At 66.4% G+C, this 25,761-nt stretch carries 26 protein-coding genes, 2 tRNA genes and 1 riboswitch; of the genes, 2 read left to right on the top strand and 26 right to left on the bottom strand.

Going from position 1 to position 25,761, the window contains the following annotated elements:
- Nucleotides 1–37: 37 nt before the first annotated feature.
- From NFC73_RS13925 to NFC73_RS13895, 7 genes are all read right to left on the bottom strand, one after another.
- Nucleotides 38–1,003, bottom strand: a complete 966-nt coding sequence (locus tag NFC73_RS13925; protein ID WP_254751128.1) for a methylenetetrahydrofolate reductase — start codon at nucleotides 1,001–1,003, stop codon at nucleotides 38–40.
- A gap of 375 nt (nucleotides 1,004–1,378) precedes the next feature.
- Nucleotides 1,379–2,206, bottom strand: coding sequence for a hypothetical protein (locus NFC73_RS13920; RefSeq protein ID WP_254751126.1), 828 nt, complete (start codon nucleotides 2,204–2,206; stop codon nucleotides 1,379–1,381).
- Nucleotides 2,203–3,234, bottom strand: a complete 1,032-nt coding sequence (locus NFC73_RS13915; protein ID WP_254751124.1) for a VWA domain-containing protein — start codon at nucleotides 3,232–3,234, stop codon at nucleotides 2,203–2,205. Before NFC73_RS13915 ends, NFC73_RS13920 begins: the two co-directional genes overlap by 4 nt.
- Nucleotides 3,231–4,274 (bottom strand): vWA domain-containing protein, encoded by a 1,044-nt coding sequence (locus tag NFC73_RS13910; protein ID WP_254751122.1) that lies wholly within the window; start codon nucleotides 4,272–4,274, stop codon nucleotides 3,231–3,233. Before NFC73_RS13910 ends, NFC73_RS13915 begins: the two co-directional genes overlap by 4 nt.
- The gene (locus NFC73_RS13905; protein WP_254751120.1) at nucleotides 4,265–4,735 is read right to left on the bottom strand and encodes a hypothetical protein; all 471 of its coding nucleotides are present in this window, start codon (nucleotides 4,733–4,735) and stop codon (nucleotides 4,265–4,267) included. Before NFC73_RS13905 ends, NFC73_RS13910 begins: the two co-directional genes overlap by 10 nt.
- Nucleotides 4,725–5,609 (bottom strand): DUF58 domain-containing protein, encoded by an 885-nt coding sequence (locus NFC73_RS13900; protein WP_254751118.1) that lies wholly within the window; start codon nucleotides 5,607–5,609, stop codon nucleotides 4,725–4,727. The genes NFC73_RS13905 and NFC73_RS13900 overlap by 11 nt, the downstream gene beginning before the upstream one ends.
- Nucleotides 5,610–5,616: 7 nt before the next feature.
- A complete protein-coding gene (locus tag NFC73_RS13895; RefSeq protein WP_254751116.1) occupies nucleotides 5,617–6,624 on the bottom strand; it encodes an AAA family ATPase in 1,008 nt (335 codons plus the stop codon).
- 155 nt (nucleotides 6,625–6,779) lie between these two features.
- On the opposite strand from NFC73_RS13895, the gene NFC73_RS13890 reads away from it, so the two are divergent.
- Nucleotides 6,780–6,983 (top strand): hypothetical protein, encoded by a 204-nt coding sequence (locus NFC73_RS13890; protein ID WP_056341538.1) that lies wholly within the window; start codon nucleotides 6,780–6,782, stop codon nucleotides 6,981–6,983.
- A 23-nt stretch (nucleotides 6,984–7,006) separates the two neighbouring features.
- Here the strand turns inward: NFC73_RS13890 and NFC73_RS13885 are convergent, their stop codons facing one another.
- From NFC73_RS13885 to NFC73_RS13855, 7 genes are all read right to left on the bottom strand, one after another.
- Nucleotides 7,007–7,891 (bottom strand): carbohydrate ABC transporter permease, encoded by an 885-nt coding sequence (locus tag NFC73_RS13885; RefSeq protein ID WP_254751114.1) that lies wholly within the window; start codon nucleotides 7,889–7,891, stop codon nucleotides 7,007–7,009.
- Complete coding sequence (locus tag NFC73_RS13880; protein WP_254751112.1) at nucleotides 7,888–8,805, bottom strand: carbohydrate ABC transporter permease; 918 nt, start codon at nucleotides 8,803–8,805, stop codon at nucleotides 7,888–7,890. Before NFC73_RS13880 ends, NFC73_RS13885 begins: the two co-directional genes overlap by 4 nt.
- A 3-nt stretch (nucleotides 8,806–8,808) precedes the next feature.
- Nucleotides 8,809–10,158: an extracellular solute-binding protein gene (locus tag NFC73_RS13875; RefSeq protein ID WP_254751110.1), complete on the bottom strand. Its 1,350-nt coding sequence runs from the start codon at nucleotides 10,156–10,158 to the stop codon at nucleotides 8,809–8,811.
- Nucleotides 10,159–10,278: 120 nt separating this feature from the next.
- Nucleotides 10,279–11,481, bottom strand: coding sequence for an ROK family transcriptional regulator (locus tag NFC73_RS13870; RefSeq protein WP_254751108.1), 1,203 nt, complete (start codon nucleotides 11,479–11,481; stop codon nucleotides 10,279–10,281).
- A gap of 183 nt (nucleotides 11,482–11,664) precedes the next feature.
- Entirely contained in the window at nucleotides 11,665–12,825 is a 1,161-nt protein-coding gene (locus tag NFC73_RS13865; protein ID WP_254751106.1) for a class I SAM-dependent methyltransferase, read from the bottom strand.
- A 17-nt stretch (nucleotides 12,826–12,842) separates the two neighbouring features.
- Nucleotides 12,843–13,922, bottom strand: coding sequence for an FAD-dependent oxidoreductase (locus tag NFC73_RS13860; RefSeq protein ID WP_254751104.1), 1,080 nt, complete (start codon nucleotides 13,920–13,922; stop codon nucleotides 12,843–12,845).
- Between the two features lie 18 nt (nucleotides 13,923–13,940).
- Nucleotides 13,941–14,294: a zinc ribbon domain-containing protein YjdM gene (locus NFC73_RS13855; protein ID WP_254751102.1), complete on the bottom strand. Its 354-nt coding sequence runs from the start codon at nucleotides 14,292–14,294 to the stop codon at nucleotides 13,941–13,943.
- Between the two features lie 84 nt (nucleotides 14,295–14,378).
- Here NFC73_RS13855 and NFC73_RS13850 point away from each other — a divergent pair, with 84 nt between their 5' ends.
- Nucleotides 14,379–15,695, top strand: coding sequence for an SAM-dependent methyltransferase (locus NFC73_RS13850; RefSeq protein ID WP_254751100.1), 1,317 nt, complete (start codon nucleotides 14,379–14,381; stop codon nucleotides 15,693–15,695).
- 98 nt (nucleotides 15,696–15,793) lie between these two features.
- Here the strand turns inward: NFC73_RS13850 and NFC73_RS13845 are convergent.
- The 12 genes from NFC73_RS13845 to thiD all read right to left on the bottom strand — a co-directional run bounded on the left by NFC73_RS13845 (nucleotide 15,794) and on the right by thiD (nucleotide 25,636).
- Nucleotides 15,794–15,869 (bottom strand) — tRNA-Ala (locus NFC73_RS13845).
- 142 nt (nucleotides 15,870–16,011) lie between these two features.
- Nucleotides 16,012–16,084, bottom strand: a tRNA-Ala gene (locus NFC73_RS13840).
- Nucleotides 16,085–16,184: 100 nt separating this feature from the next.
- Nucleotides 16,185–16,586 carry a ribosome silencing factor gene (rsfS, locus tag NFC73_RS13835; protein ID WP_254751098.1) on the bottom strand — a complete coding sequence of 134 codons (402 nt, stop codon included), beginning with the start codon at nucleotides 16,584–16,586 and terminating at the stop codon, nucleotides 16,185–16,187.
- 47 nt (nucleotides 16,587–16,633) lie between these two features.
- Nucleotides 16,634–17,932, bottom strand: a complete 1,299-nt coding sequence (locus NFC73_RS13830) for a hypothetical protein (RefSeq protein ID WP_254751096.1) — start codon at nucleotides 17,930–17,932, stop codon at nucleotides 16,634–16,636.
- Between the two features lie 7 nt (nucleotides 17,933–17,939).
- On the bottom strand, nucleotides 17,940–18,671 hold the full coding sequence (gene nadD / locus NFC73_RS13825; protein ID WP_256548927.1) for a nicotinate-nucleotide adenylyltransferase: 732 nt from the start codon (nucleotides 18,669–18,671) through the stop codon (nucleotides 17,940–17,942).
- Nucleotides 18,610–18,840: a hypothetical protein gene (locus NFC73_RS13820; protein WP_254751094.1), complete on the bottom strand. Its 231-nt coding sequence runs from the start codon at nucleotides 18,838–18,840 to the stop codon at nucleotides 18,610–18,612. The genes nadD and NFC73_RS13820 overlap by 62 nt, the downstream gene beginning before the upstream one ends.
- A gap of 75 nt (nucleotides 18,841–18,915) precedes the next feature.
- A complete protein-coding gene (locus NFC73_RS13815) occupies nucleotides 18,916–20,268 on the bottom strand; it encodes a glutamate-5-semialdehyde dehydrogenase (RefSeq protein WP_254751092.1) in 1,353 nt (450 codons plus the stop codon).
- A gap of 26 nt (nucleotides 20,269–20,294) precedes the next feature.
- Nucleotides 20,295–21,443 (bottom strand): glutamate 5-kinase, encoded by a 1,149-nt coding sequence (proB, locus tag NFC73_RS13810; RefSeq protein ID WP_254751090.1) that lies wholly within the window; start codon nucleotides 21,441–21,443, stop codon nucleotides 20,295–20,297.
- 10 nt (nucleotides 21,444–21,453) lie between these two features.
- Nucleotides 21,454–23,043 carry a GTPase ObgE gene (obgE, locus tag NFC73_RS13805; protein WP_252599523.1) on the bottom strand — a complete coding sequence of 530 codons (1,590 nt, stop codon included), beginning with the start codon at nucleotides 23,041–23,043 and terminating at the stop codon, nucleotides 21,454–21,456.
- Between the two features lie 118 nt (nucleotides 23,044–23,161).
- A complete protein-coding gene (gene rpmA, locus NFC73_RS13800) occupies nucleotides 23,162–23,425 on the bottom strand; it encodes a 50S ribosomal protein L27 (RefSeq protein WP_056340543.1) in 264 nt (87 codons plus the stop codon).
- Between the two features lie 61 nt (nucleotides 23,426–23,486).
- Entirely contained in the window at nucleotides 23,487–23,795 is a 309-nt protein-coding gene (rplU, locus tag NFC73_RS13795) for a 50S ribosomal protein L21 (protein WP_018773353.1), read from the bottom strand.
- 272 nt (nucleotides 23,796–24,067) lie between these two features.
- Complete coding sequence (thiD, locus tag NFC73_RS13790; RefSeq protein WP_254751088.1) at nucleotides 24,068–25,636, bottom strand: bifunctional hydroxymethylpyrimidine kinase/phosphomethylpyrimidine kinase; 1,569 nt, start codon at nucleotides 25,634–25,636, stop codon at nucleotides 24,068–24,070.
- Nucleotides 25,619–25,716, bottom strand: a riboswitch (TPP riboswitch). (Overlaps the previous gene by 18 nt.)
- Between the last annotated feature and the right edge of the window lie 45 nt (nucleotides 25,717–25,761).

Raw genomic sequence — 25,761 nt, 5'->3', positions numbered from 1 at the left:
ATTGGAAACTGTGAATGGTCTGGCGAATGCTGGAAGGTCAGCTGGCGAGCTGGCGCCGGAGGGTGGCGCTGCGGCGGCCAGCTGAACGGGACTGGCGCGGAAGTGCCAGTTTGTCCAGCACCTCCAGCGCGCTCTGGTGTTCGTTGAAGGTGTAGATGTGGATGCCGGGCGCTCCGGCCTCGAGGGCCGCGTTGGCCAGGTCCACCGTGGCCCGGACACCGATCCGGAGTCGTTCGCCGTCGCTGTCCGCGGCGGCCAGGCGGGCCAGGAGTTCCGGTGCCGGTTCAACGCCGGTCAGTTCGCCGAGCCGGGTGACCCGGCGCAGGCTGGTGAGCGGCATAACGCCCGGGATGATGGGGATGGTGACCCCGGCCCGGCGTGCGCGGCTGATGAGGTTCGCGTACTGCTCGGTGTGGAAGAAAACCTGGGTGATGGCAAAGTCGGCGCCGGAACGCTGTTTGGCGAGCAGCACCTCGACGTCGTGGGCTTCATTGGGTGATTCCGGGTGCCGGGTGGGGTACGCGGCGACACCCACTGCGATCTTGCCTGCACACAGCAGGGCCGACCGCCGCTGTTCAACCCGCCGGATAAGTTCGATCAGGTCCTGTGCATACCGCAGTGACCCTGCGGCGAGCGGTGCACCGTCCTTGGGCTGGTCGCCCCGGAGGGCCAGGATGCCGCGGACCCCGGTGTCCAGGAGGTCGCCGATGATCTCCGCCAGTTCCTCCGGCGTGTTGCCCACGCAGGTGAGGTGGGCCAGCGGGCGCAGTGTGGTTTCCAGCAGGAGCCGGTTGATGAGTTCGACGGCGGTGTCCCGGTTCGAGCCACTGGCACCGTATGTGACGGAGACATAGTCCGGCTCGGTGGTTTCCAGTTCCCGGATGGTGGTCCAGAGCGACTCGGCCGCGGCCGGCGAGCGGGGCGGGAAGAGCTCGTACGAGAGCGCCACGGGGGCAGTCTCGGTGAGGTTCGGATGCGTTTCAATTAGGCTTGGCGGTGACATTTGCGTCCTTGGCTTTGGGCCATTGCCGGCTACCGGTCAGCAAATGTGACGGTGAAGCCGGGAATGAATTTGAGTTTGGGAACACGGAAAACTCCACAGGAACGCAGCCGCGACTGTTACGCCTGTAATGAAGTTGTCCGTGAGCAAATGTCAGGCCCACATGGGGGCACCCACACCCTCCACAATCGGAGGATCGCTGACACGTTACCTCGGTAACTTGTATAGAACTCTAGGAGCCCGCGGGGCACCCTTCAAGTCCGCTCCCGAATTAAGACGCAGCTTTACGGCGTGTTTCGCAGTGGTGCAGAATTTTCTTCGCCATATTGGTCTACGAATTCATCGGGCGTACTGCAGACCCGCCGCTGCTTTGGCTTGTTACCAGGGCCGGTCAACACCCGGCCCGAAGTCATCGTCCCGGAGGTACTCGTCCCGCTCCTGCCCGGAATTCCGCTCGCTTTGGGCTTCCCTGGCGTTGTTCCTGAGCTGCTCAAGCTGGCTCTGCTGGCCCGGATCCGCCGGAGGCCTGTCCTGCCCGGGCCCTTCCGGCGGTTGCGGGGTGGTGTTGTCCGCAGCCGCTGCATCGGCCTTTTGCTGCAGCCGCTCCGCCGCCTGTTTCAGTTGTTCCCCCGCGCCGGATTCGGCGCCGGCAGCCGCGCCGGAGGCAAAGCAGCCCTCCGGAGCAGCCTCCACTACCGCAACGCCTTCGGCGAACAGCCGGGCCGCCGCCGTCGGATCTTCTGTTTTGGCCGCGGCGTCACCGAGGCGTTCGATGGTGAGGGCCAGGTTGACCCGGACGACGCACTCGTCGACCGTGCCCGCCAGGGACAGTGCTTCCTCGAAGCGTTGGCGGGCGGCAGCAAAGTCCCCGGCAAGGAACAGGCCGTCACCCTCGGCGAACGGCGCCTTGTGCGGTTCGATGAAATTGGCGGTCCTCAGTCCGCCCGCAGCATCGGCCACGCCGCCGGAGTCCCCGGCCGAGAAGGACCGGGCAGCGGTGTCGGCGAGGATGCCCACGCTGAGCAGCTTGGCGGCCAGGCACAGGACCAGGAGTGCGGGCAGTGCAGACCACCACAACAGCCGACGGCGTCGCTCCCGTCGCTCTCGCCGGTCCCGTGAGGTCACCGGCGGTGCCGGTTTCTGCGGTGCCTGTTCCTCGGGTGCCGGCGATTCCTGGGATGCCTGCGTGGGCGTTGGCCGCTTCATGTTCGAACTCCCGCTCCGGGCCGGAGCTGCCGCCATTGGCGCAACACCAGGAAGGCTTCGCGGAGAGCCAGCAGGAACACAACTGCGGCCAGGAGCCAGTACAGCTCGGTCCGGCCGGCAACGCCGCCATCCGCCGGTACCCGTTCAAAGTCCCCGGGATCAGCGGCCTGCATCATCGGGGCCACCGGGTCTCCGGCCGAACGGTGGACATAGGGCACCCCCAGCTGACCGGCAATCCCCTGCAGGCGGCCTTCGTCGATGACCGATAAGGCATCCTTGCCGGTTCCGGACGACCGGTCCTGGATGTAGCCGGCACCGGCGTCCTGCCCGGAATCCTGCCCCGTATTTTCCTTCATCCGGCCACCGTCCGCGGTGCCGTAGCCGAGCACCGCGCCGCCGTCCACCAGGCCGCCGTCGAGCCTGATCGCCGCCGGTGCTTTGGCGCTGGTCTGTTCACCGTCGCCCAGGTAGTAGACCAGGCGCGGCCGTTCTGGATGGCTGTCCCGCGCGGCGCGCAGCCGCTCCGCCAGCAAGGTCCCGGCAGCGGTGACGCTGCTGCCCTTCGAAAATGCCGTGACCTGCGGCTGCAGGACGGACACGCTGGTGTCCAGGGCGGTGGTGTCGGTGGTGAGGGGCATCCGGACAATGGCGTTGCTGTCGAACGTCAGTAGCGAAAAGCGGGCCCCGGCCAGTTCATCCGCGATGGCCATGATGTCCTGCCGCACCCCGTCCAGCCGGGGCGCGCCGTCGCCGTAGTCTTCGGCAGCGATGCTGCTGCTGGTATCCACCACGAAGAAAACGTTGACATCCGCCGCCGCGGCCTGCGAGCTTCCGCCGGGAACACCCGGCCGGAGCGCCGCGGCCAGAAGCAGCAGCACCAGGGCGCTCCTGAACAGCCAGTCGCGAAGCTGGCTGCTGCCGGCAGGGCGCTCCCGTGCTGCCTTGACCAGACGCCAGACCAGAAACAGCACGGTCGCGGCGATGAGCGGGACCATAACCCACCAGGGCAGGATCGGTTGCAGTGTCATGGCCGGAGCCTCCACGACGCGCCCGCCAGTACCAGGCCGGACAGGAGCGCCATCGTGAGAGGCAGCTCAGGCCGGTCCGAGACAACCGCCCGGGATGCTCCCTTCATGGCCGTGGCTTCGGTTTCCTGCACGGATCGGACGATGTCCACCACGGCATCCGGACTGTCCAGCTGGTGGTACGCCCCACCGCTGGCTTCGGCAGCTGTACGCAGCCTGGCTCCGGGCTGGCCGGGACCGGGTCCGTAGTCAAAGTCGCCGGGGTTCAGGGCGTAAACGCGCACAGCGCGCTCCTTGGCCAGGGCGGCCGCCTGTTCCAGGGTGAAGATGGGATCGCCGGACAGGTAGTTGTCCGTTGCCAGAACGATGGACCGCGAGCGCCGCTGACCGGCGTCTGAGTTGCCGTTGTCACTCGTGCCGGTCTCCGCCCTGCGGGCATCCGTGGCGCCGGTGTCCGGGAACCCGTTGACGCAGGATGCCAGGCCGTCGCCGATCAGTGAGGATCCGCGACCGTTCCACGTGCCGTCCAGGAACCCCGCACTGCCGGGGCTTCCCTCGAACGCGTCCTGGGCCAGCTGGAGTTGTTCCTGGACATACGCGTAGTCGTCGGTGAGGGGGAAGACCTGGACGGCGCTGCTGTCGAAGACGGTAAGGCCGATCCGTTCGCCGTCGAACTCCTTCGCCAGTTCGGCAAACACCTGCACCACAGCCGCATCGGCGCCGCTCATGGAGCCCGACGTGTCCAGGCACAGCATGATGTCCCGGTTGCGCTGCTCGGGCTGGATGGTGGTCATTTCCACCGGGCGCGCCGCCGCGGCCACCGCAGAGACCAGCAGGGTTGTGGCCGCGAGCGCGGCCACCGCCAGCCAGCGGCGGTGCCGGCGGAGGGCCGCCTGGTATTCGGGCAGCGCGGTGAGGCGGTCCGCATTGGCCACCGGCCGCCGTCGGGCGTTTGTGTGGCGGTCCGGGCGGTAGGCGCGCCATCCTGCCAGGGCCGCGATGACCAGCGCCGGAGGGATCAGCCACCAGAACATCAGTTCCATTGCCGCACCGTCTGGCGGGCAGTCGCGGCCGATTGTGTGACCGGCGGCAGCGGTTCCAGGCCGAACTCGCCCGGGTAGATCTTGCGGACGGCCTCGGCCACTGGAGGCAGCGGGTGCCCGTGCAGCTCCGCAAGGGTCATCCTGGGGGCGTCGATGCCGGTGACGTCGCGGGCGAACCGGCGGACCAGCAGGCTCAGTTCCTGGTGCGACTCCCGTGCGGTCAGCACCCCGGCGGCGGCGTCTGCCGTGACGGCGTCGATCCTTTGTAGGTAGGCCTCCTTGAGGCCCGCAAGGTCCGACGGCGGAGTGAACCGGGGCGCCTGCTCCGTCACCTTCGGTTTGCGCGTGCTCAGGAAAACGAACGCGTACCAGCCCAGGACCGCCGCCATTAGGGCGAGTCCGGTCCACAGCCACGCCTGGCTGTACTGGAGGGGTCCGTAGATGCCCGGGTCAGCCTGCACGCCGGTGCCTTTCCAGCAGGGCGAAGAGTTCCGTCATGACCGCACTGCTGCCGGTCACGTGGCCTTGGGTAATGCCGGCGCGGCGGAGCATGGCGTGCCGGGCCGCGTCCCGTTCCCCTGTTGCCTTGGCATAGGCCGCCGCGATTGCCGGGGATGCTGCCAGGTGCGCTGGCAGCATCGAGGAGTCTCCCACGCTGAAGGCGTCCTGGCCGGTGTTTCCTTCCCCGGCCAAGTCAGCGTCCCGGATGGTGAGCCAAAGGACCTCGTGCTGGGCACGCAGCCGGCGGAGCAGCTGTTCGGTGTCGGGGCCGGCGGCATGTTCGTCGGACACCACAAACAGCAGGAACCTGCCCTTGACGTTGCGGGCCACGTATTCCAGCTGGTCCTCGATCCTGCTGGGGCCAGAGTCCAGGGAGGTGGATGAGTCAACCTCGCGCAGGAGCCGTTCCAGGTGCGGCTCACCGGCTTTGGCCGGGATGGAGCGTGTCCCGTTGCGGTCGCCGCAGACCAAACCCACAACGTCGCCGTGCCGGTGCGCCAGATAGCCCACCACGCCGAGCGCCATCACGGCGATGTCCTTCTTGGTTTCGCCGTCGCGGGACTCGGCAGCCATGCCCCGTCCAGTATCGGCAATGAGCAGGACGGTCTGGCGCCGTACGGCGACATACCGCTTGATGAGCGGCGATCCGAACCGGGCGGAAGCCTTCCAGTCGATGTCGCGGACATCGTCCCCGGGAATGTAGGCGCGCAGGTCATCAAAGTCGAGGCTGCGGCCGCGGAAGACGGAACCGTATTCGCCGTCGAGCATGCCGCGGGCTTTCCGGTGGGCGAAGATGGCCATCTTCGCCTTCACGCGCTGCAGGAGACTGGTCACTGCTGGCTCAGGGAGTCTGGACGGAGGCGACGACCGCGTCGATGATCGTCTCCACCGGCACCTGCTCCGCAACGGCGTCGAACCCCAGGATGAGGCGGTGCCGGAGCACACGGTGGGCGAGGGACTTCACGTCCTCCGGGATCACGTGGTCCCTGCCGTTGAGCAGTGCCACTGCCCGGGCGGCCTGGCTGAAGGCAATGCTGGCGCGCGGGCTGGCGCCGAATTCGATGAAGCCGGCGAGCCGCTGGTCGATGTACTGCCCGGCATTCCGCGTGACGAACACCAGGCCCACGATGTAGTTGATGACGGCCGGGTCGATATAGATCCGCTTCACGAGAGCCTGGACGCCGATGACGGCGTCCAGTGAGGCGGCGGCCGCCGGCTTCTGCTCGGCGCTGAAGACTCCGGCGTCGATCCGCCGGATGATTTCCGTTTCCTCGGCCGGCGTGGGGTAGTCCAGTACGTCCTTGAGCATAAAGCGGTCCATCTGAGCCTCCGGCAGCTGGTACGTGCCTTCCTGCTCGATCGGGTTCTGCGTGGCCAGCACCATAAACGGGGACGGCAGCCGGTACTCCTCTCCCCCGATGGAGGTCTGCCGCTCCTGCATGGCCTCCAGCATGGCGCTCTGCGTCTTGGCGCTGGAGCGGTTGATCTCATCAAGCAGGACGATGTTGGCGTGCACCGGCCCCAGCTGGGTGATGAAGGTGCCCTTGGCGGCGTCGTAGATCTGGGTACCCACGATGTCGCTGGGGAGCAGGTCCGGCGTGCACTGGATCCGGCGGAACTCTGCGCTGACTGCTTCGGCCACCGTCTGCGCGGCGGTGGTCTTCGCCAGGCCCGGAACGCTTTCCAGCAGGATGTGCCCACTGGTCATCAGGCCCACCAGCAGGGATTCACGCAGCCGGGCCTGGCCCACCACTTTGGCATCGAAGCTGCGGGAAATGTTCGCCACCACCTGCTGCGCACGGGCCAGTTCCGCCGGTTCGATTCGTGCGGGCGCACTGGTCTGAAGCAATGGATTTCCCCCTGATGGCTGGTGGTCTGCGGATGTTAGCCCGGGTGTGCTGCCGTGCGGCTGCACTCCGTCCGCCATCCTATCCAAGACACCCCCCGGTCCGGCCGCAATGGGGACCCCTCCCCATCGCGGCTCTGCAGGTCTATTCTTTTGCCATGAGTGAGCTTCCAGCCAGTTACAAAGAGTTTCTCGCGGACAAGAGCGAGCGGTTCATCCTTGCCGTCAAGCCTGTTCTGCAACAGTCCGCTGCCGACAAATCCCATGGTGTCCGGGTTACCTACAACGCGGGTCCCACCGGCCACCAGGCCCACCTCGATGACAGCATCCCCTTCGGCGTAGTGGTGGAGGACATCGACTGAGGTTCCGGCCGAGCCGCGCGTCACTAACCTTTCACGGCACCCGAGAGGGCGAAGGAATTCCCCGCGCCCTTGGCCACAATGACGTACAGGGCCAGCACCGGGACTGAATACAGGATGGAGAAGGCGGCCAGCTGTCCGTACGCCACTGCGCCGTGCTGTCCGAAGAAGCTGAAGATCGACACCGCCGCTGGCTGCCGGGCCTCGGACAGGAGCAGGACGAACGGGACGAAGAAGTTCCCCCAGGCCTGGATGAATACAAAAATGAACACCACGCCCAGCCCCTGCCGCATCAGGGGCAGGACGATGGTCCGCAGAGCCGTTAATCCTGACGCACCGTCCACCCAGGCCGCTTCCTCCAGCGACACCGGGACTGCGTCCATAAAGTTCTTCGTCATCCAGATGGCCATGGGCAACGTCGTGGTGGCCATAAAAAAGATCGTGGCGGGCATCGAATCCAGCAGTTGAAGCTGCACAAACAACCCGTACACCGGCACCATGATGGCCGTGATGGGCAGGCAGGTTCCAAATAGGACGGTGTACATAAACGGCTTGTTGAACCTGGACTGGTAGCGGGACAGCGGGTAGGCAGCCAGGACTGCTGCCACGAGGTTCACGGCGGCCGTGCCGGCGGACAGCACCACGCTGTTCCACAGCGGCTGGAACAGCAGCCCAGGTGTCATGATGGCGGCAAAGTTATCCAGGGAGACCCTGCCCGGGAGCCTTGCCTCGTGTCCGGCGGAGGCATCAACGGACGCAAACACGAGCCAGAGCAACGGCAGGACAAAGCAGGCGCCGATCAGGATCAGGGACACGTCCGCCGGTATCCGGGCACGCTGCCGGGCACGGGACACCGCGCCCGTCCCGGACCGCAGCTGCCCCCGTGCGGAGGTCCCCGCCGTCGTCGTCATGGTTTGCCCTCCCGCAGGAGCCGGACGTAGGCGGCACCGAACACCACGCCAATGAGGATCAGCACCGACGCCACCGCCGTGCCGTAGCCGATGTCGCCGAACTTGAAGGCCTCCACGTACGCCAGCACCGGCAGCGTGGTGCTGGCGTTGGCGGGACCGCCCGCCGTCATCACCCAGATGAGGGTGAACACCGCCAGCGTCTGCAGGGTGATGAGCATGAGGTTGGTGGCGATGCTGCCGCGGATCATGGGGATGGTGATGTAGGCCAGCCGCTGCCAGCCGCCGGCACCGTCCATCAGCGCGGCCTCCGTGACCTCACCGGGGATGTCATTGAGCGCGGCGCGGTAAACGAGCATGGAGAACGCCGTGCCACGCCAGATGTTGGCAAGCAGGATGGCGAGCATCGGGAACGAATACAGCCAGTCGGTCTGCCCGAGCCCCAGCCCGCCCAGCAGCTGGTTCAGGGTCCCGTCCCGGCTGAAGTAGGCGTAGGCGGCGAAGGCGGCCACGATCTCGGGGAGTACCCACGCAGCCACCACCGCAGTACCGACCACGGCGGCCACCGTCCGGCGGGCCCGCCGCATCAGCACCGCGAGGGTGAGCCCCAGCAGGTTCTGGCCCAGGATGGCGGAGCCGCCCACGAACAGGACAGTCAGGCCCAGCGAGAGCGGCAGCATGGGGTCCGACAGGAGCCTGGCGTAGTTGTCGAACCCGATCCAACCCGGACTGCGGGCATTGCGGCCGGTCAGGGCTGCATTGGTGAATGACGCGTGGAAGGCCCACAGCACGGGGCCGGCCAAAAACACCAGCAGGAGAACCACTGCCGGGAGTACGGGGAGCAGCCGTGCCTGGCGCCGGAGTCCGGAGTGACGCCGCCCGTGGCCGGACCGGTCACGCCTGAGGGAAACCGCCACAGGCTACTGGGCGACGGTCTTGGCCTCACCCACGATGCCCTTCACCGCCGTGTCATAGTCGGCGGCCGCCTGCTCCGGGGATTTCGCCCCCGTGATCACCGCTTCCGTGGCCTCCTGGACGGCCGCGGAGATCCGCGGGTAGTCGGCAGTTGCGGGACGGTAATGCGTGACGGACACCAGCTCGGACACGTCCTTCACAAACGGGTTGGCCGCCTGGTAGCCGGCGTCGGCGGCGACGTCCTTCCGCACGGCGATCTGGGAGCTGGCGACGTTGAAGGCCAGGGAGTTCTTCCGGTTCAGGGCCGTGGCGAGGAACTCAAAGGCGAGGTCGGGGTTTTTGGTTTCCGCCCCTACCGCCAGGGTCCAGCCGCCTGACATGCTGACGCCGCCTGGTGCCTGGCCGTTCTGGGTGGGGAATGCTGCGACGCCCATGTCCTGCCCGTACTCGGCCCATTCGTAGCTGCCGCCCTTCTGCCAGAAGGACGGCGTATAGGAACCCTCAACAGTGGCGCCCATCTTGCCCTGCGGCAGCCATTCGCCGAAGACCTTCTTCCACACATTTGCGTCGAGGGCCTCCGCCGGGGAGACGGCCAGTTTTTCGTCGTAGAGGGTCTTGAGGAATGCCAACGAGTCGATGAACCCCGGGGCACCGACAACCCACTTCTTGGCATCGGCGTCGTAGAGTTCGGATTCCGTTCCGTAGAGCAGTTCGTAGAAGCTCTGCATGACGGTGCCTTCGCCGGTGGCCTTGCCGGCGTACATGTTGAACGGCACCACGGAGGCGTCGCTGGCCTTGATTTTCCGTGCGGTGTCCAGGATGTCCTGCCAGGTGCGGGGCTCCCACGGGACGCTGACGCCCGCGGCGGTGAGCACCTTTTTGTTGTACCAGATAGCTCGCGTGTCGGTGCCCAGCGGGACCGCGTACGTGCCGCCGTCGTCCCCCAGTCCGGCGGCCTTGGCGCCGGCATCGAAGGTATCCCAGTCCTTCCACCCCTCAAGGTGGCTGTCCAGCTTCAGGAGGTACCCTGCGTCGACGTCGGAACGCACCTTGAAGGTGTCCTCATAGAAGACGTCCGGGGCGGTGGAGGGCGAACGGAGAGCGAGGGCAAGCTTGGTGCCGTAGTCGTCGTCGTTCGCCTGGATGGGCTCCAGGGCAACCGTGACGCCCTGGTTGGCGGCCTCAAACTCCTGCTTGGCCGACTGGAAGAGTGTGTCCAGGGCAGTGAAGGAATCGGTCTTTTGATAGACCACCTTCAGCGTTTTGGTCTCCGCTTCGGGAGCGGCGGGGGAACATGCCGTCAGCACAAAGCCCGCTGCAGCGATGAGTGAGGTGATTTTGAGGGCCCGGCGCATTGGTGCTCCATTCAGTCAATGGCTGCCGTCCCCTGTACCTGCGGGCCCCAGCCGCGGCGATATCCACATGCTAGACGCGGCTCCCTCCAGTGGCAAGGAGACCCCGTTCAGACGTCCGGTTCAGACTTCCAGGAGAAGCCGTTGCGCCCGGGGCGCCAGCGTATGCTCCAGGACCAGGCAGGCAGCCCCAACGGCGCCGACGTCCTCCCCGACTCCCGTGCCGACAACCTCGATGGTGTGGATCAGGCGGGCCGCACTGTTGGCGTCCACCAGCGCCGGGATCTTCTCCAGGTAGCGGTCGGCGATCCGGCTCCAGAAGGGTCCGCCGAACACAACGCGCTCCACATCCAGCGTGTTCGTGACCACGGAGACGGCCCGGGCCACCAGCACTGCTGACTTGTCGATGATCGCCAGGGCCTTGGCGTCGCCGGCGTCGGCAAGGTCGCACAGCTGGGAGAAGCCCTGCTGAACTTCGGCTCCGCTGGTGTGCTTTCCGGAGCCGTCCAGGATGCCGGCGGCAACGGCCTCCGCCACGAGCACCTGCGGGATGGCTGAGGACTTAACGCAGCCGCGCAGTCCGCAGTCGCAGACCGGGCCATCGGGGTCCACCACGATGTGGCCGATCTCGCCGGCGTTTCCTGACGTGCCACGGACCACCTCATCGTTGAGGACGATGCCGCAGCCTATACCGGTGCCCATGTACATAAAGATGAAGCTGCCCGAGCCGCTGGGCCCGCCGGCCCATGTCTCGGCGACGGCGGCGCTGGTGACGTCCTTATCCACCAGGACGGAATAGCCGGTGGCTTTGGCCAGGGCGTCCCGAAGTTCCACGCGGTCCCAGCCCGGCAGCAGCGGCGGGTCCACCACGGTGCCGTTGTCCAGGTCGATGGGTCCCGGAGCGGCCAGGCCCAGGCCGGCGATCCGGCTGGCGTCCACGCCGGACTCGGCAACGAGGTGCTCGATCTCGGTGGCCATGGTGGATATGACGGCGGCAGGATCATTCCCGCCGGGTGTCCTAATCCGTGAATGCTGTACAACGGCGCCCACAAGATCGAGGACCACGAACGTGGTGACGGCGGGGTCCAGGTGGACGCCGATGGCATACATGCCGCCCGGGTTGAGGCGAAGCATGGTGCGCGGCTTGCCGGGGCCGCTGCCTTCTTTGCCGGCTTCGACGATCAGGTGCTGGTCCAGCAGGCGGCGGGAGATGTTGGAGATGGTCTGCGGCGAGAGGCCCACAATCTGGGCGAGCTCCACGCGGCTGAGCCCCCCGGATGACCGGCGGATGGCATCCAGGATGACCGTGAGGTTGAAGTCCCCCATGCGCGGAAGATTAGTCCCGCGCCGTGGCGCCGAGGACTGGCGGATTTCTGTCACGGTCTCCCCTAGGTTTTCGGCCGCGTATTCATGATGATGTCTGAATGGTACGTTACCTCCTGATCAACGCCCAGAGCCGGAGGTGGGGCCGCGCCGCGGCCGGGGCGCCGCCTTGCCGTGCTGGCGCGCCTATGGCCGCCGGGTGCTGACCGCCACCGTGAACTTCGGATTGCCGCCCCTCACAGCAGTGGGACCCACCAGCCGCTCCAGCGCTGGGAGGTACTGCAGGTGCCGGTTGAACACCGTCCACAGCTCACCGCCCGGCGCCAGGACCCTGGCCGCCGCCTCGAACAGTTTGATGCCCGCCCCGGAATGCACACTGGCGCCCAGGTGGAAGGGCGGATTCAGGAGGACCAGGTCGGCGCTTCCGGCCGGGAGGGTGCTCATGGCGTCATCCTGGAGGGCGGTAATCCGTTCCTCGAGGCCGTTGGCCTGAGCCGTGGCCCGGGCGGACGCGACGGCGGCGGCGGACCGGTCCGTGGCCGTGACCCTTGAGGCCGGGTTCTGGCGGGCGTACATGGCGGCGAGGATGCCGGTGCCACAGCCCAGATCGATGGCGTGCCCGGCTTCAGGCATCTCCGGCAGGAAGGTCAGGAGGAACCTGGTCCCGATGTCCAGTTTCGCCCCAGCAAAGACGGCACCGTGCGCAGCAACGTCCAGGTCCAGCTCGGCAAGGCGTTCGACGGCGGGACTCCACTCGTGCGTCTCAGTTTGACGGGCGCCGCTGGCCAGGATGATCCGGGACTTCTGCCGCGCCAGCTGCGGCTGGACCGTCTCGAAGTGGCGTTCCAGGACCGCGTTCATGCCCAGGGACATGTGTTTGATCCGCCCGCCGGCGAGCAGCACCACGTCAGGGGCGGCATAACGCGCCACGGCGGCTGCGATTTCCTCAAGCTCCGCCAGCGTCCGCGGCAGTTGAAGCAGCACCAGCTCCGCGCCGGACAGCAGCTCCTCCCCCAGCGGCAATTGTTCGAACCCGGTGGGGTCGATGGCTCCGGGATCCGCCGCTGCAAGCCCCACAGCCGCAGCGTTGTTCCGCAGGGCGCGCTCCCCCGTGATGAGATCCTCATGCACACGGACCCGGCGGACCCCCAAAGTGCCAAGCGCACCCAGGGTGAGGGCACCGTAGCGGTCGCCGATCACTGCCAGCCGGGTGTCCGGATCCGTGCGCGCTGCGGCGGCTTCGAGCAGCAGCCGGTCCGTGGCGTCCCAGGCCTGGAGGTTCGGGGCTTCGACATCCGGGTGGCGCCGGAGCGTGCCGAAGATGTCCTCAAGAGTGTTCTGTGCCACTGGTTCCTGCCGTCTGGTCATGTACTGGTTGTTGATGCGGTTGGTGCAAGCGCGGGCAGTTTGAGGATGGCGGTGACGGCCGCCCGGCCCGCCCTGTTGGCGCCGATGGTGGACGACGACGGCCCGTACCCCACCAGATGGACGCGCGGTTCAGCTGCCACCTGGGTCCCTTCCATGGCGATGCCGCCGCCGGGTCCCCGCAGATGCAGCGGCGCCAGGTGTTCGAGCTCGGCACGGAATCCGGTGGCCCACAGAATGACGTCGGCACGGAGCAGGCTCCCGTCGGTGAGCCGGACGCCGTCGGGCTCTATGGCGGTGAACATGGGGCGACGGTCCAGCGCGCCCCGTTGTGCTGCCGCCCTCAGCGCCGGGGTCCAGATGAGGCCGGTCACGGCCACCACGCTTTGCGGCGGCAGGCCCTGCCGCACGCGCTCCTCCACGAGGGCGACGGCGTTGTGGCCGGCCTGGGCGTCGAACACGGCGTCACGCCAGTCCGGTTCCCGCCGGGTGAACCAGCTGGTGCTGGTCACCTGCGAGACCTCGTCCAGCAGCCCGACGGCGGAAATTCCGCCTCCCACCACGATGACGTGCAGGCCGCGGAACTCCTCGGCGGAGACGTAATCGGCCACGTGCAGTTGCCGGCCCCGGAACGTGGCCCGGCCCGGGTAGATGGGCCAGAACGGCCGGGTCCACGTACCGGTTGCGTTGATGACCGCCTTCGCTGACCAGTCGCCGCTGTTTGTGCTGATCCGCAGGCGCCCCGCCGGATCGGCGTCCTCCCTGGCGACCGAGGTGACCTTGACCGGGCGCAGGACCTCAATCCCGAGGTCCTGCTCGTAGCCGGCGAAGTACCGGCTGAGGAACTCCGAGCTGGGTTCCGTGGGATCCACGTCAGGCTTCGCGATGCCGGGAAGGTCACTGATGCCGTTGACCGTCGCCATGACCAGGCTTTTCCAGCGGTGGCGCCAGGCGCCGCCGGGGCCTTCCTCGGCGTCGAGGACCCTGTATTCAACCCCCCGGCGCTGCAGGTGGTAGGCCGCGGAGAGTCCCGCCTGGCCCGCGCCGATGACCACCACGTCGGTGCTTCCGTTGTCCATGCTCGTGGCCGGTTTCTGCTAGACCTTCTTCACCACGGAGGATTTGAGCTGCATCGGCCCCACACCGTCCACTTTGCAGTCGATGTCGTGATCGCCCACGCCGTCCATCAGCCGGATCCCGCGGACCTTGGTGCCAACCTTGATGACTCCGGAGCTGCCCTTGATTTTCAGGTCCTTGATCACCGTGACCGTGTCGCCGTCGGCGAGGATGTTGCCCACTGCGTCCTTGATGACCCTCGGCCCGGCCTCTGCCGCGGCCTCCGCTGCCTGGGCGGACCACTCGTGGCCGCATTCCGGGCAGACCAGGAGCGCACCCATCTCGTAGGTGTAGGCGCTGGAGCATTCGGGGCACGGTGGCAACGTCTCATTCACTCCCCCATGATAATCGCGCCACTGCGCTGACAGGCGCGCGCCGGCGTCGTACTGTTGGGCCTAGGCGGACGAAAGGCGAGGACCATGAAAACAGAAAAAGGGGCAGCGTCGCTGCTGGCGAACGCACTGGGCATCGTTCTGGGGACGGCGGAGATACCGCTGAGGCTGCGGGCGTGGGACGGGTCCGAGGCGGGGCCGCCCGAGGCCCCGGTCCTCGAATTCAGGTCCCGCCGTGCCCTGCGCCGGATCCTGTGGTCGCCGGGGCAGCTCGGGCTCAGCCGCGCCTACGTCGCCGGGGACATTGATGCCCCCGGCGACATCTTTGCAGCCTTCGCGGCGCTCAGCTCGGTGGGCAAGTTTTCCGAGCCCGGCCCCTTCCGGCCCCTGACTCCGCGTGAACTGGCCACGCTGGTCAGCACGGCGGTCCGGCTGGGCGCGCTGGGCCCCAACCCTGCTCCGCCGCCTGAGGAGGCCAAGGTCACCCGGAAGGGCCGGCTCCACACCCGGAAGCGCGACGCTGCGGCCATCTCGCACCATTACGACGTCGGAAACGACTTTTACGCCCTTGTGCTGGGACCCTCAATGGTTTACTCGTGCGCTGTGTGGGCGGATGGACCCGGCGGCGGCACCCCTGCCGAACGGGGCCTTCCGGCAGGACTGGATGACGCGCAGAAGGCAAAGCTGGATCTCGTCTGCCGGAAGCTTGGGCTGAAGCCCGGGATGAGGGTACTGGACGTGGGGTGCGGCTGGGGCAGCTTCGCGTTGCACGCGGCGGAGCATTACGGCGTCTCGGTGGTGGGCGTGACGCTCTCCACCGAACAGGCCATGCTGGCGCGGAAACGTGCGGCCGACGCCGGCCTGACCGAAAACATCGACATCCGGGTCCAGGATTACCGCGATATCGCCGACGGGTCGTTCGACGCCATCAGCTCCATCGGCATGTCCGAACACGTGGGCCGGGAACAGACACCCCGCTATGTCGACGTGCTGCACGGCCTGCTCCGTCCCGGCGGCCGGCTGCTCAACCACGCCATCTCCTGGAACGCCGGCCCCATCAAACCCGACCCGGACTCCTTCATTCCGCGGTATGTCTTTCCGGACGGCGAGATGATCAGCCTGGGCGAGATGGTCAGCGCACTGGAGACCGGCGGGTTCGAGGTGCTGGACGTGGAGGCCCTACGCCAGCACTACGCCCTGACCCTGCGGGCGTGGGTGCGCAGGCTCGAAGAGAACTGGGACGAAGCCGTCAGGCTCACCAGCCTGGGCCGGGCGCGGGTGTGGCGGCTCTACATGGCCTCAAGTGCCCTGGGCTTTGAAACCGGGATCACGGGCGTCAACCAGGTCCTGGTCCAGCGTGCCGGCGGGGACGGGCCGCCGCTGCGCCGGAGTGATTGGATCTAGGCGCCCACTGGGCGCACACTTCTCCGGCTCCCTGTTCGGGAGACAAAAAATGAGCCACCCGACCGGGTGGCTCATTTTTTAAGGACCTGCGTCCTGTTTGGTGGAGCTGAGGGGACTCGAACCCCTGACCCCCTGCATGCCATGCAGGTGCGCTACCAGCTGCGCCACAGCCCCAAACCTGTGCTCCTCCGCGGTTCAGACCGCCCGAAGCAACCTGATCAGCTTAATAGAAATCTGCGCGCTGCGCCAATCGGGAGGGCATTTTCCGGCAATAAAAAAATCCGCCGGAATCTTTCGATTCCGGCGGATTATCCGGTGGAGCTGAGGGGACTCGAACCCCTGACCCCCTGCATGCCATGCAGGTGCGCTACCAGCTGCGCCACAGCCCCGGACCTTCGTTGCCCCGCAGTCTCGCCGGAGCAACTCAAATATCTTAGACCAGCTTTTCCGAAAATTCCAAATCGGGCATATTCGGGCCGGCAAGGCCTGCTATTCGGCGTCGGAGGCCGCCGTCGCCTTGGCTGACGTGTCTTCGCCCAGCTGCAGGTCAACTACCGGGCAGTCCTTCCACAGTCGCTCCAGAGCGTAGAAGACGCGGTCCTCTTCATGCTGGACGTGGATGACGATGTCCGAGTAATCCAGCAGTACCCAGCGCCCGCCGGAGCGGCCTTCGCGGCGTACCGGACGGAGATCCTGCTTGGAAAGTTCTTCTTCGATGCCGTCAACGATGGCGTTGACCTGGCGCTCGCTCGGCGCGGATGCGATGAGGAAGACGTCTGCCAGTGCCAGCCGTTCGCTGACATCGAGGGCCACAATGTCGTGGGCAATCTTGTCCGCGGCTGCCTTGGCGGCTTGGCGGGCAATGGCGATGGATGAATCTGTTGCAGTCATGGGACTCCTTGTAGTTTTCTGAAGCTTCGTAAAAGGGCGTTGCCTGGTCAGCTGGAGATGCCGCTGACGATGAGGATGACGCCGGAAATAAGGGCCACAATCCCAAAGGCCAGGACGAGGACCTGCATAAGCCTGAGCCGCTTCGCACGGGCCAGGCCGGCCGTTGCCGCATCCAACGGCTCCAGCCCATGCGCTGACCGTGCCGGAATGCGCGGCAGGTCATCGAACAGATCGTCCGGCTCCCCCACTGGCGTAGAGGCCACGATGGGCTGGACGGGGACGACGCGCTTCGGCGCCGCGGCGGCCCTGGCAGCAGCTTCCGCACGGGCGATCACCCGGGAACGGCCGGAGCCGGACGCCTGCGCAGAACCCGCGGCCGGCTCTTTGGACGCAGTGGACGGCCGGCGGCCCTTGCCGCCAGGCCGGACCTTGGGTCCGGTCTGGGTCGCCAGCGGCACGTAGGAGGTCGCCGGGGGTTTCATCACAGGACGGTCGACGCCGGGTACCTGCACGAATTCCAGCGGCGTGACCATGGCCAGGTTATCGGCGGTTGCCGGGCCCGTCTGGGGAACGGATTGAGTGGCCGCAGCCCGCGGATTGGCAGGCTGCGTGGATGCTGAGCCTGGCTGTGCAGGGGCGGCCTGCTCGGCCAGCTTCCGCTTGGCCATCGCCCTGCGATTAAGCACCGCCGCGCGTTCGGCCAAGGCGATCTGTTCCGCAAGGATGTCCGGATCCACCGCTTCGGGGTCCAGCGAGGCGATGTGTTCCATCTTGGCCAGCTGGTTCTTGGCCTGCTCGGCAATAAGCGTGCGGGCTGCGAGTGCCTGCTCCACGCTCATCCCCGCCGGAACACCTGCACCGTTCGCCCGTGCGGCGGGCCCGGCCATATCGGCGGATACAGCAGTGTCGTGCCCTGCCTTCGTTGGGGCTGGCTTCGCTTGGCCCGGTTTGGCTTGGCCCGGCTGCGCTTGGCTCGCCGCAGGTTGGCTTGGCAGGGGCTGCCCCATGGGAGCGGGAATGATGGGAGTGGCCGAGGTGACGGCCTGTTCCTTCAGTTGCTGGAGCCGCAACTGCCTGCGCGTGGGAGGGCCCCCGGCGGAAAGCTGGCCCTCTTTCTCCTCGAGTTCCTTGATGGCACGCAGCGCCGCGCGGTCGCGGGCCCGGATCTGCGAAGACCGCTGCGCCTGGGTCTGCTCGGGGACGGAATCCACCGGGGCATCAGCCGCGCGCCGTTGTTTTGAGGCAGGCGAAACCTGGCCCGGGCCGTTGGACCCGGGAGCCGTGTTCTCATCTCTGGCCTGACGCAGTTCGCGGCGGCTGCGGACGGGGGGCTTTTCCTGACTCATTGAGGACTCATTCAGTACTGGCTGGCTCGTCTGTTTCGGTAGTTCGGACGTCCTCGGGATCTGATCCCTCGGCGTACAGACCATATTTGGCGATGTATTGGACCACTCCGTCCGGCACGAGGTACCAGACGGGGTTGTTCCCGGCTACACGGACCCGGCAGTCCGTGGACGAGATGGCCATGGCCGGCACCTCGAGGAGGCTGACGTCCTTGCGGCCCATGCCGTCAAGCACATGTCCCGGCCGTGTCACACCGACAAAATGGGCCAGTGACCACAGCTCGTCGATGTCCTTCCAGGACAGAATCTGCGCCAGCGCATCCGCACCGGTGATGAAGAACAGATCAGCGTCCGGGCGTTGAGTCCGGAGATCCCGCAAGGTATCAATGGTATACGTGCGACCGGGCCGGTCAATATCCACCCTGCTGACGGTGAAGCGGGGGTTCGATGCCGTGGCGATCACCGTCATGAGGTAGCGGTGCTCAGGCTCGCTGACCTGCTTGTGCGACTTTTGCCACGGCTGCCCGGTGGGGACAAAGACCACTTCATCCAGGCCGAACTTGGCGGCCACTTCGCTGGCTGCAACAAGGTGGCCGTGGTGGATGGGATCAAACGTCCCGCCCATCACGCCCAGCCGCAGCCGCCCTTGCGCACCGTCACGGTGCAGAACACGGGAAATTTCAGTGGCCTTGGCCGTGGTCGTGCTTGTTGGGGTGCTGGCGGTGCGGATCGGCGTGCTCATCCGTTACGGTGTGCCGGTTGCCCAGGTTCGAGTAGGAGAGCGTAACGAACATAAGCACCAGCAGGATGGCGAAAATGGATACGCCGAACACCCACGGCTCAGCCCAGATCGGAGCGGGTGCGTGTTCTCCGCCTTCGGCAACGGTCATGGCGATCTGCTGGAGCAGCATTTTCTCCCCTAAGGTTCAAGGATGTGGCAGCGGATTGTCCCGCCGTTCCGGACTTCTGTCTATATTACCGCGTTGCTACCCGCGGACCTGGCCCTCGCCCTGCACGATCCACTTAGTGGTGGTGAGCTCTGTCAGTCCCATCGGGCCGCGGGCGTGCAGCTTCTGCGTCGAGATGCCAACCTCGGCACCGAGGCCCAGCTCGCCGCCGTCGGTAAACCGCGTGGACGCGTTGACGATGACCGCGGCAGAGTCAACCTCGGCGATGAACCGCTCCGCGTTGGCCAGGTCGTTGGTGAGGATCGCTTCGGTGTGGCCGGTGGTCCACGTCCGGATGTGCTTGACGGCGTCATCCAGGCTGTCCACCATGGCCACGGCCAGGTCCAGGTCCATGTACTCGGTGCCCCAGTCCTCGTCCGTCGCCGGCTCCGTCTCAATAGAGGACGGCAGTGCAGCACGGATGCGCTCGTCGGCATGGAGCGTGACGCCGGCGCCGCGCAGCGCGGCGGCGACGGCGGGCAGCACTGTGGACCGCGAATGGACCAGCAGCGTCTCCACGGTGTTGCAGACACTCGGCCGCTGGGTCTTGGCGTTCAGCAGGATCTCCACCGCCATGTCCTCGCTGGCAGATTCGTCGATGAAAATATGCACGTTGCCCTCGCCGGTCTCGATGACCGGCACGGCAGCGTTCAGCACCACGGACTGGATCAGGTCCCGGCCGCCGCGCGGAATCAGGACATCAACGCGCCCGCGCGCACGCATCAGCGCGTTCGCACCTTCACGGCCGTACTGGTCCACTGTCTGCACGGCATCGGCCGGCAGCCCGACGGAGTCAAGGGCTTCGCGGAGGATCTGCACCAGTGCTTCGTTGGTGAAGGCGGCAGCGGTACCACCGCGGAGGATGACGGCGTTCCCGCTCTTGAGGCCAAGACCGGCAATGTCCACGGTGACGTTGGGACGGGCCTCGTAAATGGCAGCCACAACTCCCATGGGCACATTGATCTGGCGCAGGCGCAGCCCATTGGGAAGGGTCTGGCCACGGACCACGTTTCCTACCGGATCCGGCAGGCTGGCCAGGTTTTCCAGGGACGCCACGAGCCCATCGATCCGGCTTTCGGTCAGGGTGAGGCGGTCCAACAGGGCCGCAGACGTGCCGTTGGCTTTGCCGGCCGCAACATCCTTGGCGTTTGCGGACAGGATGAAGTCCTTCCGCGTCAGCAATGCGGCACCGATGGCCCGGAGGCCACTGTCCTTCCGGGCCCGGTTGGCCGCGGCCATCTGGCGGGCTGCCTGCCGCGAGCGGTCAGCGATGGCGTGGACGGCCGCCTCGACCTCCGCCGGAGTGGGGGTACTCCCCTGTTCCTGCCCGGGAGGAACCACGGTTGAATCGTCGGACGTGCCAGTGGCTTGGGAAATCAGTGCCTCAGTCATCCTTCAAGTCTAGGCGAGCGGACCGCTCAGACCAGAACCAGGTCGTCGATATGGACAACTTCACGGTCGAATCCGCGGCCCAGGGACTCGCCCAGTTCCACGGTGGAGCGGCCCAGCATCTGCGGAAGCTCGTCGGAAGAGTAATTCACCAAACCGCGCGCGATGACGGTACCGTCGCCGGCCACCATCTCGACGGCGTCGCCCGCTTCGAAGGTGCCGTCCACCGATGAAATTCCTGCGGGGAGCAGCGAGTAGCGATTGTCCCGCACAGCGTGCACGGCGCCGTCGTCAAGGAAGAGCCTGCCCTGGACGTGCGCCAGATGGGCCAGCCACATCATCCGCACGGACTTCCGGCCGCTGTTGACGGTGAACCAGGTCCCCACGTCCTCACCGGCCAGGGCGGCTGCGGCGTTGGCTGTGGACGTGACCAGCGCCGGGATGCCGGAATCGGCGGCCATGATCGCAGCCTCGACCTTTGTCTGCATGCCGCCGGTGCCTACGCCTGCCTTGCCCGGCTTCCCGATGGTAATTGCCTCAAGATCTCCGGGGCCGTCCACCTGGGAAATGCGCTTGGCGCCCTTGGCGGGCGGGCCGTCGTATATCGAGTCGACGTCGGACAGCAGGATCAGGGCGTCAGCACGGACCAGATGGGCCACGAGCGCTGAGAGCCTGTCGTTGTCGCCGAAACGGATCTTGTGCGTGGCGACCGTGTCGTTTTCATTGACCACCGGCACAACGCCGAGGTTAAGGAGGCGGTTCAGTGCACGGAACGCGTTCGCGTGGTGGCTGCGACGCATAAGGTCATCTGCGGTCAGCAGCACCTGGCTGACCGTGACGCCGTGGGCGCCGAACGCGTGCGTGTAGCGCGCCATGAGCAGGCCCTGGCCCACGCTGGCGGCGGCCTGCTGGGTCGCGAGGTCACGCGGACGCTTCACCAGGCCGAGGGGCGCAAGCCCTGCGGAAATGGCTCCCGAGGAAACCAGGATAATTTCCGCGCCGGCGTTATGTTTGGCGGCCAAGACATCTGAGAGGGCGGTCAGGGACTCTTCCGAGATGCCGCCCTTGATGCTGGTCAGCGACGACGACCCTACTTTGACAACGATCCGGCGGGCCCGGGCGAGCACACTGCGGTCGTCTTTGGGTTCTTCGATGATTACTGCGGACTTTTCAGTCATTTCGGCGGCCTCACTCGTCATCTTCAACGCCCAGTCCACTCTCAGTGACCGGCTTGGCAGCACGGCGGCCGCTGACCGATTCGGTCCAGATCCCGGCCTTGCGCTCCGCCTCAAGCTCGGCGCGGGCGGCGGCCTTGGCCTCACGGCGTTCCACCTGCTCGTCGCGCTTCTGCCCGCGGGTGGGCCGGTCGCCGATGTCGGCGAAGCGGACGTCGGTGCCACGCGGTGCCGCCAGCAGTTCTGCGCCGGCCATCATGGTGGGCTCCCAGTCGAAGACAACGCCGTCGTCCTCGCCGATCACCACGGTGTCACCTGGCACGGCGCCCTGCTTGAACAGTTCGTTTTCGACGCCGAGCTTCGCCAGGCGGTCGGCGAGGTAGCCGATGGCTTCCTCGTTGGTGAAGTCGGTCTGCTTGACCCAGCGGACGGGCTTGTCGCCCAGGACGCGGAAGAGCGGCTCGAGGTTCTTTTCCTCGCGGCGGATCTTGAAGCCGGATTCGTTGACGGCGCGGGGCCGCAGAACGGGAGGCTGGACCTTGGGCGGGGCGGCCGCGAGGGCGGCACGGGCAGCCTGGACGATTTCCGCCATGGCGAAGCCGAGCTGGCGGAGACCCTCGTGGCTGGTAGCCGAGATTTCGAAGACCCGGTAGCCGCGTGACTCCAGTTCCGGGCGGACAAATTCAGCCATGTCCTTGCCGTCCGGGAGGTCCACCTTGTTCAGGGCCACCAGGCGCGGACGGTGGTTCAGCGGAACCACTTCGCCGTCGGCACCGGCGTAGCTCATGTCCACGGAGTATTTTTCCAGCTCGGCCTCGATGATGGCCAGGTCCGCCAAAGGGTCACGGTCCGATTCGAGCGTGCCGCAGTCCAGCACGTGCACCAGGGCGGCGCAGCGCTCCACGTGGCGCAGGAAGTGGTGGCCAAGGCCCTTGCCTTCGCTGGCGCCTTCGATGAGGCCCGGGACGTCGGCAATGGTGAAGCGGACATCTCCGGACTGGACAACACCCAGGTTCGGGATCAGCGTGGTAAAGGGGTAATCGGCGATCTTGGGCCGCGCGGCGGACATGGCCGCGATCAGGCTGGATTTGCCGGCAGAGGGGAAACCGACCAGCGCGATGTCGGCGATGGACTTCAGTTCCAGCACGATGTCACGGGCGTCACCCTCGATGCCCAGCAGGGCGAAGCCCGGGGCACGGCGCTTCTGCGAGGACAGCGAGGCGTTGCCCAGGCCGCCCAGGCCGCCGGCGGCCGCCACATACTCGGCGCCTTCGCCGACCAGGTCCGCCAGGACGGTGCCGTCCTTGGACTTGACCACGGTGCCGTCCGGCACGGGCAGGATGAGTGTCTCGCCGCTCTTGCCACCGCGCCAGTCACCCATGCCGGGTCCACCGTTGGTGGCATGGCGGTGGGGGGCGTGGTGGTAGTCAAGCAGCGTGGTGGTCTGGTGATCAACGCGCAGGATGACGTCGCCGCCGTCGCCGCCGTTGCCGCCGTCGGGACCGCCCAGGGGCTTGAACTTCTCCCGGTGGACAGAGACACACCCGTGGCCGCCGGTACCGCCGGATACGTGCAGTACTACCCGGTCTACAAAGCTCGCCACGTGGATCTCCTCAGTGCTGTTTTCCTGTACGCCCAAAGGCGACAAGACGATTGTAATGCGGTTAAAAGAACAGTGGAGCGGACCAAAATGGCCCGCTCCACCGCTTCAGAACTATTTGTTACTCTGCAGCTGCAGCAGCAACGATGTTAACAACGCGGCGACCGCGGCGGGTGCCGAACTGGACGGCTCCCGGGGCCAGTGCGAACAGTGTGTCGTCGCCGCCACGTCCAACGCCGGCGCCCGGGTGGAAGTGGGTGCCACGCTGGCGGACGATGATCTCGCCTGCGGAAACTACCTGGCCGCCGAAGCGCTTGACGCCGAGGTACTGGGCGTTGGAGTCACGACCGTTGCGAGTGGAACTCGCGCCTTTTTTATGTGCCATTTGAAATGCCTGCCTTTAAATTCTGGGGAATCTGCTGAAGAACCTGAACAGTAACGAAGAGTTACTTGATACCCGTGATCTTGACCTTGGTCAATTCCTGACGGTGACCCTGGCGCTTCTTGTAACCGGTCTTGTTCTTGAACTTCTGGATGACGATCTTCGGACCACGGAGGTCTTCGAGGATCTCAGCCGTAACCGTTACCTTGGCCAGGTCCGCAGCAGCAGAGGTGACTTTGTCACCGTCTACCAGGAGCAGTGCGGGCAACTCAAAGGTGCTGCCGGCTCCACCGGGGACGCGGTTCAGGGTAACGAAGTCTCCAACGGAAACCTTCTCTTGGCGGCCGCCTGCGCGGACAATCGCGTACACCACTTGGGAACTCACTTCTCTCGACGTTTATTACTAAATTTGCGTGCTGAACCCTGTTCCGTATTTGGCTGGGTTCTCGCTGTGCCTCAACGCCGTGGGGTCGTAACCCAAGTGTTGGCGTAAGCACCGAAGATCTAGAATACGCTAATTTTGCCTTCGGCCGCAAATGAGGCTGGTTACGGCAGGTTGTCTGTGATAGTACCCACAAGCAGGTACTGCACTGACAATCCAAAACCGTGCCTGACTATCGTACAGGCCGCACAGGCCGCAGCCTGTCAGGAATGAATTCGCGGCGCGTCGAAGAATTCCGCCTCGAACCGGCACGACTGCCTGAAGGCCACCAGCATCGCCGCCCGTTCATCCGCGGAAGCACTCCGGCCGGCGTCGTCAGCCAAGGCGATGGCGTCGCGCGTGGCCTGGGCGAAATCCTCGTCAGCATAGGCCCGCAGCCAGTCGGCATAGGGATGCGCCGGCGAAGCACCGGCGGCCAGGAACTCCGCGTGGAGGGTCTGTCCCACTTCGGCGTACAGCCAGAAGCACGGCAGCACCGCCGCCACGAGGACCGCATAGCTGCCGGAGGCCGAGGCCGCCACCAGGTGGTCCACGTAGGACTTGGTGACAGGCCCAAGGACGGAGTCCACGGTCCTGGTGCTCAGCCACGTGCGGTGCAGTTCGGATTCGACCTCAAGGCATTGCCGGGCCGACTTCGCCCAGAACAGCTGCGCGGCTTCCGTGGGCGCCAGCGCACTGGCTCGGGCGAGGACCCGTGAATACCCGTTGAGGTAGATGGCGTCCTGGGCGAGGTAATAGGCGAATTGTTCCTCAGCCAATGTTCCGGCCGCCAGGTCGCGGATGAAGTCCAGCCCGTAGATGGCCGCGAGATCCGGCGCCGACGCCCGGCGCAGCGTCTCCGCGAATTCGCCGGCCGCCGGAATCTGTTGCATGTGGTGAAAGTGGTTGATGGGGCCGTTGCCCGCGCCCACCTTCAGTTGGTCAGCGGCCCGCAGCGCGCCCACCAGCCAGGGCTTCACTTGCCGCAACGCGGCTTCCCAGTCACCCAGCCGGGCCTGGGCCGTGGCCATGGCCGATGACAGCGAGCAGCCGGTGCCGTGGCTGTTGCGGGTGGGGATCCTGTCCCCGCTCACTTCCACTACCTCTTGGGCGAGCAGCCCGCCGGCGTTGACCAGGGCATCAGGGCACGCACCGCCGTCGAGATGGCCGCCCTTGACCAGGACGGTGGCGCCGGTCGCGGCGGACAACCGCTGCCCCTGCCCGAGCGCGTCGTGCCATTCCCTCGCCTGCGGCTCCGCCACCAGGATGGCCAGTTCCGCCAGGTTGGGGGTGATCAGGTCCGCGAGCGGGAGCAGCTCCCGCAGGGCCGCCTCGGCAGACTCCTGCAGCAGCCGGTCGCCGCTTGTGGCCACCATCACCGGATCAAGAACGACGACGGCGGGACGTACCTTTTCCAGCCAGTCGCGGACCACGCCTATCACCGCAGCGTCGCCCAGCATGCCGATCTTGACCGCGTCGATGGTGATGTCATCGCTGATGGCAGCGAGCTGCTGGCCCAGGAAGGACGCCGGCGGGACGTGAACCGCCTGGACCCCCTGGGTGTTTTGGACCGTCAGCGCGGTGATCGCCGCCATGCCGTAGCCGCCAAGGGCTGCAATGCTTTTGAGGTCGGCCTGGACGCCCGCGCCCCCTGAAGGGTCCGATCCGGCAATGGACAGCACCCGCGGGACGTCACGCAGCACCCGGACCTCAGCCCGGGTTGCTGGGGTTTTCGGCAGAGCCGCCGCGGGCGTTGCAGGAGGAAGAACAGAAGTTGAAGCCAAAGGAGACATCCCTTCGCCGGTGCTAACCGGACAGGTTCAACGGGTGTGGATCTCAGCCGGCTCTCTGCGCGGCACCCCGTGTCAGTCACCAGCCTAGCGTTCCTCGCGACTTAACGCCGGACGCCCGGACGCAG

It is taken from the genome of Pseudarthrobacter humi (assembly GCF_024294965.1).
In the GTDB taxonomy this organism is placed as follows: Bacteria; Actinomycetota; Actinomycetes; order Actinomycetales; family Micrococcaceae; genus Arthrobacter; species Arthrobacter humi.
The sequence above is the reverse complement of the archived record's forward strand: the minus strand, read 5'-3'. Positions and strand labels throughout refer to the sequence as shown.

Bases quoted from the DNA above. Each gene is read 5' to 3' on its own strand.
- NFC73_RS13925 (WP_254751128.1), bottom strand. From the start codon at position 1,003: ATGTCACCGCCAAGCCTAATTGAAACGCATCCGAACCTCACCGAGACT.
- NFC73_RS13920 (WP_254751126.1), bottom strand. From the start codon at position 2,206: ATGAAGCGGCCAACGCCCACGCAGGCATCCCAGGAATCGCCGGCACCC.
- NFC73_RS13915 (WP_254751124.1), bottom strand. From the start codon at position 3,234: ATGACACTGCAACCGATCCTGCCCTGGTGGGTTATGGTCCCGCTCATC.
- NFC73_RS13910 (WP_254751122.1), bottom strand. From the start codon at position 4,274: ATGGAACTGATGTTCTGGTGGCTGATCCCTCCGGCGCTGGTCATCGCG.
- NFC73_RS13890 (WP_056341538.1), top strand. From the start codon at position 6,780: ATGAGTGAGCTTCCAGCCAGTTACAAAGAGTTTCTCGCGGACAAGAGC.
- NFC73_RS13885 (WP_254751114.1), bottom strand. From the start codon at position 7,891: ATGACGACGACGGCGGGGACCTCCGCACGGGGGCAGCTGCGGTCCGGG.
- NFC73_RS13875 (WP_254751110.1), bottom strand. From the start codon at position 10,158: ATGCGCCGGGCCCTCAAAATCACCTCACTCATCGCTGCAGCGGGCTTT.
- NFC73_RS13870 (WP_254751108.1), bottom strand. From the start codon at position 11,481: ATGGGGGACTTCAACCTCACGGTCATCCTGGATGCCATCCGCCGGTCA.
- NFC73_RS13860 (WP_254751104.1), bottom strand. From the start codon at position 13,922: ATGGACAACGGAAGCACCGACGTGGTGGTCATCGGCGCGGGCCAGGCG.
- NFC73_RS13850 (WP_254751100.1), top strand. From the start codon at position 14,379: ATGAAAACAGAAAAAGGGGCAGCGTCGCTGCTGGCGAACGCACTGGGC.
- rsfS (WP_254751098.1), bottom strand. From the start codon at position 16,586: ATGACTGCAACAGATTCATCCATCGCCATTGCCCGCCAAGCCGCCAAG.
- NFC73_RS13830 (WP_254751096.1), bottom strand. From the start codon at position 17,932: ATGAGTCAGGAAAAGCCCCCCGTCCGCAGCCGCCGCGAACTGCGTCAG.
- nadD (WP_256548927.1), bottom strand. From the start codon at position 18,671: ATGAGCACGCCGATCCGCACCGCCAGCACCCCAACAAGCACGACCACG.
- NFC73_RS13820 (WP_254751094.1), bottom strand. From the start codon at position 18,840: ATGCTGCTCCAGCAGATCGCCATGACCGTTGCCGAAGGCGGAGAACAC.
- NFC73_RS13815 (WP_254751092.1), bottom strand. From the start codon at position 20,268: ATGACTGAGGCACTGATTTCCCAAGCCACTGGCACGTCCGACGATTCA.
- proB (WP_254751090.1), bottom strand. From the start codon at position 21,443: ATGACTGAAAAGTCCGCAGTAATCATCGAAGAACCCAAAGACGACCGC.
- rpmA (WP_056340543.1), bottom strand. From the start codon at position 23,425: ATGGCACATAAAAAAGGCGCGAGTTCCACTCGCAACGGTCGTGACTCC.
- thiD (WP_254751088.1), bottom strand. From the start codon at position 25,636: ATGTCTCCTTTGGCTTCAACTTCTGTTCTTCCTCCTGCAACGCCCGCG.